At 34.4% G+C, this 9,524-nt stretch carries 6 protein-coding genes; 4 read left to right on the forward strand and 2 right to left on the reverse strand.

All coding sequences use genetic code 11. The features are described from left to right. The first annotated feature begins 23 nt into the window (after window positions 1–23). The 3 genes from ACYSNX_RS02885 to ACYSNX_RS02895 all read left to right on the forward strand — a co-directional run bounded on the left by ACYSNX_RS02885 (window position 24) and on the right by ACYSNX_RS02895 (window position 2,773). The gene (locus tag ACYSNX_RS02885) at window positions 24–1,532 is read left to right on the forward strand and encodes an L-type lectin family protein (protein WP_461753184.1); all 1,509 of its coding nucleotides are present in this window, start codon (window positions 24–26) and stop codon (window positions 1,530–1,532) included. Between the two features lie 80 nt (window positions 1,533–1,612). Continuing rightward, window positions 1,613–2,068: a PaaI family thioesterase gene (locus ACYSNX_RS02890; protein ID WP_461753185.1), complete on the forward strand. Its 456-nt coding sequence runs from the start codon at window positions 1,613–1,615 to the stop codon at window positions 2,066–2,068. A 315-nt stretch (window positions 2,069–2,383) separates the two neighbouring features. Next, entirely contained in the window at window positions 2,384–2,773 is a 390-nt protein-coding gene (locus tag ACYSNX_RS02895; RefSeq protein WP_461753186.1) for a hypothetical protein, read from the forward strand. Window positions 2,774–2,879: 106 nt separating this feature from the next. Here the strand turns inward: ACYSNX_RS02895 and ACYSNX_RS02900 are convergent, their stop codons facing one another. Both ACYSNX_RS02900 and ACYSNX_RS02905 read right to left on the reverse strand, forming a co-directional pair. Continuing rightward, the gene (locus ACYSNX_RS02900; protein ID WP_461753187.1) at window positions 2,880–4,250 is read right to left on the reverse strand and encodes a Gfo/Idh/MocA family protein; all 1,371 of its coding nucleotides are present in this window, start codon (window positions 4,248–4,250) and stop codon (window positions 2,880–2,882) included. Between the two features lie 143 nt (window positions 4,251–4,393). After that, complete coding sequence (locus tag ACYSNX_RS02905; protein WP_461753188.1) at window positions 4,394–5,590, reverse strand: pyridoxal phosphate-dependent aminotransferase; 1,197 nt, start codon at window positions 5,588–5,590, stop codon at window positions 4,394–4,396. A gap of 207 nt (window positions 5,591–5,797) precedes the next feature. Between ACYSNX_RS02905 and ACYSNX_RS02910 the strand changes: the two genes are divergently transcribed. Further along, a complete protein-coding gene (locus tag ACYSNX_RS02910) occupies window positions 5,798–8,977 on the forward strand; it encodes a cytochrome c biogenesis protein (RefSeq protein ID WP_461753189.1) in 3,180 nt (1,059 codons plus the stop codon). Window positions 8,978–9,524: the final 547 nt, after the last annotated feature.

Below are 9,524 nucleotides of genomic sequence, written 5' to 3' on the forward strand. Positions count from 1 at the left end.
TTAGTTAATGATCGATGCAAATTATGAAAAGAATATGTGATATAATTATTTTGTGTTTTTGCACTTATTTGTGTCAAGCACAAGAGTCTAATGGTTCAGTATACGAATTGCCTTTGACAACTACTCAAAAACCAAGTAATATTATTGATCTTTTAGGACGAAATTCCACTTCAGGAGCACAGCGTTTTACAGAAAATGGAATTGTTTTAACAAATCAAAGACAGGCAATCAGTGGTTTTGTAGTGGACGACCTGGAGATTAGTTTAGCGAGTAAAGCTACTTTTGAATTTGATTATGCTATGGCCTCTATCAATGAACCTGGTTATTCTCAGGGTGGAGGGCTAGCTTTTGTTTTATATGATGCTGCCACATCAGTACCCACTTTAGGTTATGGTTATTCCGCATTTGGATACTCCGTAACGGCCGCTGTTGCTACCGTTGGTACTAAGGGATTCTCTGGGGGATATCTAGCCATTGGACTGGATAATTATTCAGAGCGCTCACCTAATAAAGGTGGAGGGTTTCATGGACAAGGCGTTCTACAGATGTATGAATTACGCGAGGGGATAGGATCAAGAGATTATGCGAAATTAACAGTAGATCAAGGAATTAAAAATGATAATTTTATTTATTCTACAGGGCATATTACCTTTAGAGGAGGGACTATTCCAATGAGTACCACAAGAGGAAATCCTGTTTTACTTACAAAGTATTTTGGGGGAAATAGTGTAAAACCAGAGTATGTTACTATGGCAGAATTAGATTACCAAACCGGAGACTATAATTTTGGCCATAATCCTCTTGGAGATTTGATTGATATATCGGACGGTGGAAGTGCTCAATCTCCTAATTTCCGTCGCATGATTGTAGATGTATCTCCATATATAAATGAAGAAAGTGGCAAACAAGAGGGAACCTACATAAACGTTAGTACCTTAATTAATGGAAACAAAGTGGTTTTAATTGAGGATTTTTTATATTTAAGTAAATTTCAAACTTATTCTATAAACGCAAAGAACCAAAGTAGTCCTTATGAGTACAATCAACCAATTCCACAAAAAGTAAAGTTTGGTTTTACTGCAAGTACAGGAGAATTTACCTTACAAGCAGCGATAGTTAAAAATGTAAAAGTTACTTCTTCTGACTTTATTGTTATTCCTCCAACTTCATGGCAAATGTGCGTTAGTCAGAGTAATCAAAGTGCAGGAGCTAGTAGTTCTGCTATTTTGTTTAAGGACTCGGAATTAGATTTGGATAAGCAGACTTTTTATTTTTTGGATGAAAATGGGGGAAATATGGGACAAACCTTTACCCAAGATAATGTAGGTACATGGGTTTATGACCCAAATTTAAGTCAAGTCACTTTAACTATTTCCAATCAAGAAGTTAAGCCACAAGAGCAGTTAATGGTAAATTACGCTATCAAAGATACCAGTGGAAAGTCTTCCAAAAACACTGAACTATCGGTTTTAACTATAGCATGTGGAGCAATGCTAAATCCTCAAATAGAAAGCAAAGCAATAAAAAACTAAAAGTATTTTATTGTGTTATAGAGCAATGTTATAAAATTTAAGGTTATATTTCCAAAAACTATAAACAAATTTATTTTATTATGACTCAAATTGCAATACAGGACTTATATCCTGAAGAATTTGCCCACTGTTTTGGCTGCGGTACTCAAAACTCTCAGGGACATGGACTAAAGACTTATTTAAAGGGGGATATTACCGTTTCTACTTTTACACCCGATGCTAAATATACGGCTTTACCAGGTAGTGTTTACGGAGGACTTATAGCCTCTTTATTAGATTGTCATGGGACAGCCTCAGCTGCTGCTTTTGCAAGTAAAGCAAATGGGAAGGAGTTAGACAAAGGCACTTTGTCGGTTCGCTGCGTAACGGGTAATTTAAATGTAAACTTTAAAAAAGCGACTCCAATGGGACAGCCTTTAACTATTGTAGGAAAATTAAAAAGTATAGATGGTAGAAAAGTTACTGTTGCTATGGATTTATTTGCTATGGAAGAGCTCTGTGCTACTGGAGAGATTTTAGCTATTACTTTAAAGTAGTAATATGTTGTAGAATATCTATCAATAATTAAATAGCTTAGTTTTAAAAGCTAAAAAATAGAAGGAGTGTATTGTTTAAAAAAACGGGTCAAACTAATTTTTTAAAGGATGCGCTCTTTTGTTTTTATAATCGCCTATATAGACTACTTTGAAAAAGATTATTCTTTTTAATAATCAATATCTTTTCCCCACTAGAATTTATTTTTTAATGTGAATTACCAAGGTTTAAGGCTAGGTTGTTTTTATTAATAAGATGATTTTCAGTATTGTGGATTAATTTTTGTTACTATTAATACATAACCAAAATATTGTATTATGAAAAATTTTATAAAGAAAACAGTTTTAGGTTTTTGCGTAGCACTTTTAGGTCTTTTTGTGGTCTTATCTTGTAGCAAGGACGATGATCCGGTGAATAATGATCTTTTTGTTGGAAAGTATACCGGTAAGGTTACTTATGACTTTGGCGATAAACACATTAATACCTCTAATGGTAATGTAGAAGTTATTAAGGTTGGTAAGAACTATAATTTCCTATTTTCCAATGATATTCCAGATTTAACCGGAGTAGAATTTGAAAAAGATGGAGAAAATGTGGTGATTAATATTGACTCCGATCAGGCGCATTACATTCGCATAGATCAAAGTACTTTAGTGATAGCCTTTACTAAGGATGGGCGTTTTTGGACAGCAGATTGTGTAAGGTAGTATAATGGGTGTCTATGTGCTATTATTACAGCAATATAGGTATAAAAAGAAAGAGGTTTACTTAAATAGTAAACCTCTTTCTTTTTAATTTATTATAAATACCTTCTTAGTACTGATCGTTAGATCCAAAGATGGTTTTACGATTTTTGTAAGCACCCTTTGTAAAGTCTGGCATTTCTTGTACTTGACCATTCTCCTCAATAGATTTTTCACTCAGTGGAGTTACTGCATACCAAGTAGCCATGTCATATACGTCAAATGGGAATTCTACGTTTCTCTTAATACTTTCGATAAAAGCATTAATCATAAAGTAGTCCATTCCTCCGTGACCTGCACCTACTGCTTTTGCTTCGTTCTTTTTCCAAAGTGGGTGATCGTACTCCTCTAGGTGTTCTTTAGCATTATCCCATTGGTGATTGTATCCCATTTCTTTTTCAAAATAGATGTATCCTTTATCGAAAGCACCAGAGCTAATTTCTTGCCAAATTCCTTCGGTTCCCTGTACTTTAAATCCTAAATTATAAGGTCTTTGTAGAGAAGTATCATGAGTTAAAACAATAGTTTCTCCGTTTTCACACTTTAAAGTAGTTGTTACAATGTCTCCTTGTTTGAACTTCACTTGTGCATTTGGATGATCAGCTCCGCCATTATCGACAATATAACTGTTTAAACCTCTTGCCTTAGAAGCCATCGCCGTAAGGTGAGTAATTCTATTTCCGCGGTTAATATCAAACATTGCTGCAATTGGTCCTAATCCATGTGTTGGGTATAATTCCCCATTTCTATTTACATAGTGGTCCGTTCTCCAAGCAGCTTCACTGAATCCTTTTTCTCCGAATTCTACCCCATTTCCATAAGGTTGCTCTCCGTCGTTAAAAAGTACATTTCTTAAATCGTGTTGGTAACCACCTGTTCCGTGAATCATCTCACCGAATTTACCTTTTTTAACCATATTGAAGATAGCCATTAAATCACGTCTATAGCAAACGTTCTCAAGCATCATCACAGGTACTCCAGTTTCTTCATAAGCTTTAATGTAGTTCCAGCATTCATCTAAAGTCATAGCACCACATACTTCCATTCCAACGATTTTACCTGCCTTCATGGATTCAATTCCTTGTTGCTCATGCCATTCCCAAGGAGATGAGATAATTACTGCATCAATATCGTCTCTTTTTAAAAGGTTTTGGTAGTCATAATCTCCATTACCATAGACGATAGGTTGTTTTTTATTGTGTTTGTCTACAATTTTTTGTGCTCTTTTGATCATGCGAGGTTCTGGATCGGCCATTGCAATTACCTCTACGTCGTCACGTTTTAATAATTCATCTAAGTGTACTTGCCCACGCATTCCCACTGCAATCATTCCCACTCTAACTTTTTTAGCATTTTTGTCAAATGCAAAAAGGGAGTTAGGCATGATAAGAGAGGCAAAACCTGCCATAGCAGAAGATTGGATAAAATTTCTACGATTCATTTCTTAGTTTTTGTTTGGTTTAGGTTAGTTCTTCAAAAATAGACTAATAGTTGGTAAAAAAAAATTAAGCAATGAAAAAAATTCATTACTTAATTTTAATATACTGAAAACAAGATAAGTACTAATTGTTAAAATTTAACTTTTTATTCTATATCTTTATATACTTCAAGTGCTTTTTTAAGGATCTTAGCTGAACTAAGTAAATCCTCTTGTTTTAATACGTAAGCCATTCTAGCCTCGTTTAAACCTTGGTTCTTTGTAGAGTAAAAACCTTGGGCAGGTGCAATCATTACTGTTTGCTTGTCTAATTCGAAATCCTCTAATAGCCATTTAGCAAAATGGTCTACATCTTTTACTGGGAATTTAGCCACGCAGTAAAATGCTCCATGCGGTAAAGCTACTTCAACACCCGGAATTTCCTGCAAGGCTTTTACAAAAACATCTCTTCTTTGTTTGTATTCTGTAATTACCTGGTCAAAATAGGACTCAGGAGTGTCTAAAGCTGCTTCTGAAGCGATTTGTGCATAAGTAGGAGGAGAAAGTCTTGCTTGAGCAAATTTCATAGCTGTTTGCATTAACTCTTTGTTTTTAGAAACAATACATCCAATTCTAGCACCACACATACTATAACGCTTAGAAACAGAATCAATCATAATAGCGTTATTTGCCAAAGCTGGTATACTCATCACAGAGATGTGTTTGTATCCATCATAAGCAAATTCTCTATATACCTCGTCAGCAATTAAAAACAAATCATGCTTTAAAACAAGATCTGTTAATTGTTGCATTTCTTCGGCAGAATATAAATAACCTGTAGGGTTTCCAGGGTTACAAATTAAGATAGCTTTTGTCTTTGGAGTAATTAGTTTCTCAAATTCACTAATGCTAGGTAAAGCAAAGTTATCTTCAAATTTACTCATCACAGGAACTACATTAATTCCATTGCTTGTAGTAAATCCATTGTAATTAGCATAAAAAGGTTCTGGGATAATAATCTCATCTCCTTGGTCTAAAGTACTTGCTAAAGCAAACATTAATGCCTCAGAACCACCTGTGGTGATAATAATGTCCTCTGGTGTTACATCTAAGTTATGTTTTTGATAATAAGAGGCTAATTTTTTACGGTAACTTTCAAATCCAGCAGAGTGACTGTATTCTAATATTTCAATATTAGCATCTTTTACTGCTTGAAGTGCAACTTGAGGTGTTTTAATATCTGGCTGACCAATGTTTAAATGAAAAACATGATTTCCTTTTTTTCTTGCAACTTCCGCAAAAGGAACCAATTTTCTAATTGGTGATTCCGGCATGTTTAGGCCTTTTTGAGAAATTTTTGGCATAGTTAATAGGTTTATTGTTTGAATACTACAAGTAAAAGTTGAAAACCCATGTTTTCACCTTATTACACAAGTAGTCGTGGATGCAAATGTATATTATTTTTATGTTATGCAAGAATAAATTTATAAGTAAATAATAAGTTAAATAACATGTATTCCTGGTGTTTTTGGTTATTTTTGTTCCATTGTAAAACAATGTATTAACAACTCATGGACAAAAAAATAATATCTTTCATTTCTTCCACGCGATTAATGGCACTTTTATTTATTGTATTTGCGGTAGCTTTAGCTATAGGAACCTTCATAGAGGATCGCTATAATACTATTACTGCACGTATACTAATTTACAATGCCAAATGGTTTGAAATGATTATGTTGCTGTTTTTCTTAAATTTCCTTGGAAATATAAAAAGGTATCGCCTTTTAAATAAAGAGAAGTGGGCAACATTAATGTTACACGCAGCATTTATTTTTATTTTATTAGGTGCTTTTATTACGCGTTATATCAGTTTTGAAGGTATGATGCCTATTAGAGAAGGGGAAACAGCCGATAGTATCTATTCCCAAGATACCTTTGTAACAATCATGGCAGATGGTCAGTATGAAGGGCAAGAAAGAAGAAGAACTTTTGAAGAGCAAATGATTTTCTCTGACTACACTCCAAACAAGAATAAGTTTACTATTTCAGAAGAGTTCAATGGAATTGATTTTAAAGTAGTGTATAAAGACTTTGTTATGGGGGCTGTAGAAGAGATTCAGGAGAATCCAAACGGAGTGAACTTTTTGAAATTAGTAGAAAGCGGGGATGGAGATCGTCATGAGCACTTTTTAAAGCAAGGAGAAGTAGTGAGTATTCACAATGTTCTATTTGCGTACGATAAACCAACTCCTGGTGCAATTAATATTACAGAGGAGGAAGATGGCTTCTTTATGGAGTCTCCTTTTGAAGGAAACTTTATGGTAATGGCCGATCAGTCTACAGGACATGTAGAGGCGGGTGAGAAACACTCTTTAAACTTTAGATCGCTTTATTCCATGGCTGGTACGCAGTTTGTACTACCTGATATGCCAATTAAAGGTGAAATCGTTCTTGTAAGTGACGGAGATTATAAAGCCAGACATAATACCGATGCTTTAACTGTAGTGGTAGAGAGTCAAGGAGAGTCTCAAGAAGTTACTTTAATCGGTAAAGCTGGTAGAGTAGGTGAGCCTGTAAGTATTACTATTGGAGATTTAGATTTTACTTTAATGTTTGGAAGTAAAGTATATACTACTCCTTTTGAAATCCGTTTAAATAAATTTATTGCAGCTAAATACCCAGGGACACAAACTAGCTATTCTGCTTTTGAGAGCCAGGTTACTGTTATTGATGGACAAGAAGAGTTTGATGCTAGAATTTACATGAATAATATTTTAGATTATAAGGGATACCGCTTTTTCCAAGCAGAATTCGATAGAGATGAGAAAGGAACTATTCTTTCTGCAAACCACGATTTCTGGGGGACCTGGATTACTTATATAGGATATTTCTTTTTATACGTTGGTATGTTAGCTATTTTATTTGATAAAAATACTCGTTTTGGAGATTTACGTAGAAAACTAGATAAAGTAAGACAAAAGAAAGCTGCTTTACTTAGTATAATGGTTCTATTATTCTCTAGTGTTGCTTTTGCACAACACGATCACCAGAATCCACTTCGCCCTGCTCCAGCGGTGATTGATTCACTTGTTAAAACTACAGCTGTTTCACCACAGCACGCTGCTAAGTTTGGACAACTTGTAATCCAAGATTACGGTGGAAGAATGAAACCTATCAATACTTTTGCTTCAGAGCTTTTAAGAAAAGTATACAAAAAAGAAACTTACCAAGGATTGAACCCTGACCAGGTGTTTTTATCCATGACTCAGTTTACAGTTGCTCAACAAATACAAGGAGCACCAAACTATTGGTATTATGCTCCAATTATTACTCTTCCAAGAGGTAATGAGAAAATGACCCAAATCCTTGGACTTCCAAGTGGTACTAAACACGCTACTTTTATGGATTTCTTCGATGATAAGGGTAACTATAAATTGACTCAAGTAGTAGAAGATGCTAACCATACTCCTATTAAAAGTCAGTTTGATAAAGACTTCTTAGATATGGATGGGAAAATGGCTTTATTAAATGCTGCTTTTACCACACGTATTTTAACCATATTTCCAATTCCAGGTGATGACAATAATAAATGGGTATCTCCACTTGAATTAAATGAGGTTGCGATCCATGGAATGGATTCAGTTTTTACAAAAACTATCCTACCTAGAATGTATGTACCTGCTTTATTCCAAGCTAAAGAAACAGGAGATTACTCTAAGGCAGATGAGTTTTTATCTCATATGAAGACTTATCAGCAAACTATGGGTAAAGAGGTAATGCCAGAGCAAAAGCGTATTGAGTTTGAAATCTTATACAATGAGTATAATATCTTTAAAACCCTTTACTCTTACTATATGCTAGTAGCAGTATTTATGTTTATCTTCATTATTGCCGATATTATCAAACCAAATCGCTTGAGTAAAGCACTTGTGAAATATTTAAGCTATGGGGTAGTTATCTTGTTTATTATTCACACTTTAGGTCTAGCAGTTCGTTGGTATGTATCTGGACACGCTCCTTGGAGTGATGCTTATGAATCGGTTATTTATGTAGCTTGGGCAACAGCATTATTTGGATTATACTTTGGACGTAAAAGTGAATTAACCATTGCATCTACTTCCTTTGTGGTTGGTATGATTCTTTGGGGAGCACACTTAAACTACATGGACCCTTCTATTGCTAACTTGCAACCTGTATTAAACTCTTATTGGTTAATTATACACGTAGCAGTAATTGTTGCAAGTTATGGACCATTTACTTTAGGTATGATCTTAGGAATTGTATCCTTAATCTTAATGATCTTAACCAATAGTAAGAATAAGGCTAAAATGGATTTAAATATTAAGGAGTTAACTTATATTAATGAAATGGCCTTAACGGTAGGTTTAGTGCTTTTAACTATTGGAAACTTCTTAGGAGGACAATGGGCTAATGAAAGCTGGGGAAGATACTGGGGATGGGATCCAAAGGAAACATGGGCTTTAATTAGTATTATGGTTTATGCCTTTGTTATTCACGCTCGTTTTGTACCTGCTTTAAGAGGAACATGGATTTTTAACGTATTTAGTGTTTTTGCTTTCTACTCTATTATGATGACATATTTTGGAGTTAACTTCTACTTAAGTGGACTACACTCTTATGCACAAGGAGAGCAAGTAATCACGCCTTCTATTGTTTGGTATTCTTTAGGGTTCTGTATTTTACTAAGTACAGCGGCTTGGTTTGGGTACCGTAAATACTATAAAAAATAATTAATTATTTTTCTTATAAATCAAATGAAAAGGGAGAGTCCATTATGGATTCTCCCTTTTTCATTTGATTTGTTTTTTTTTATGGGTTTTAAGCTTTGATAGGATATAAGACCTAACCACTTTAACACTAAAGTGTAGCTGTAGCTGCAAAGACCTGTATAGAGATTAAGCTTTGTATCTATTAAAGAAGGTTGAGGTAGGATTTGTTTTAAATACTGGTGTATAACACATTTTATACTGTAGTAGTGTCTTTGTTCAAAGTTACTTTATATGTACTGTTATAGAGTTTAAAAAAGGGGGTAAAGCCCTATCTGTTGGGAGTTATTTTAAAAACAGCTATTAGGGAAAAAAAATGGGGCTGTCTCTAAAGAAAAAGAGGCAGCCCTATTTTATTGCATTTTACGTCTGTGTGATTTTCGGTATTTTTCTAAATATGCGAAGCTCAGACATTGGAAAAATATATTTTCGGTATTTTGGTGTAAAAAGAGGCATTTTATGCCACTCTTTTTCTAATATTCTGTGCGATTGCCAATAATCCGAACTCTAA

Source organism: Myroides sp. LJL115 (assembly GCF_054871665.1).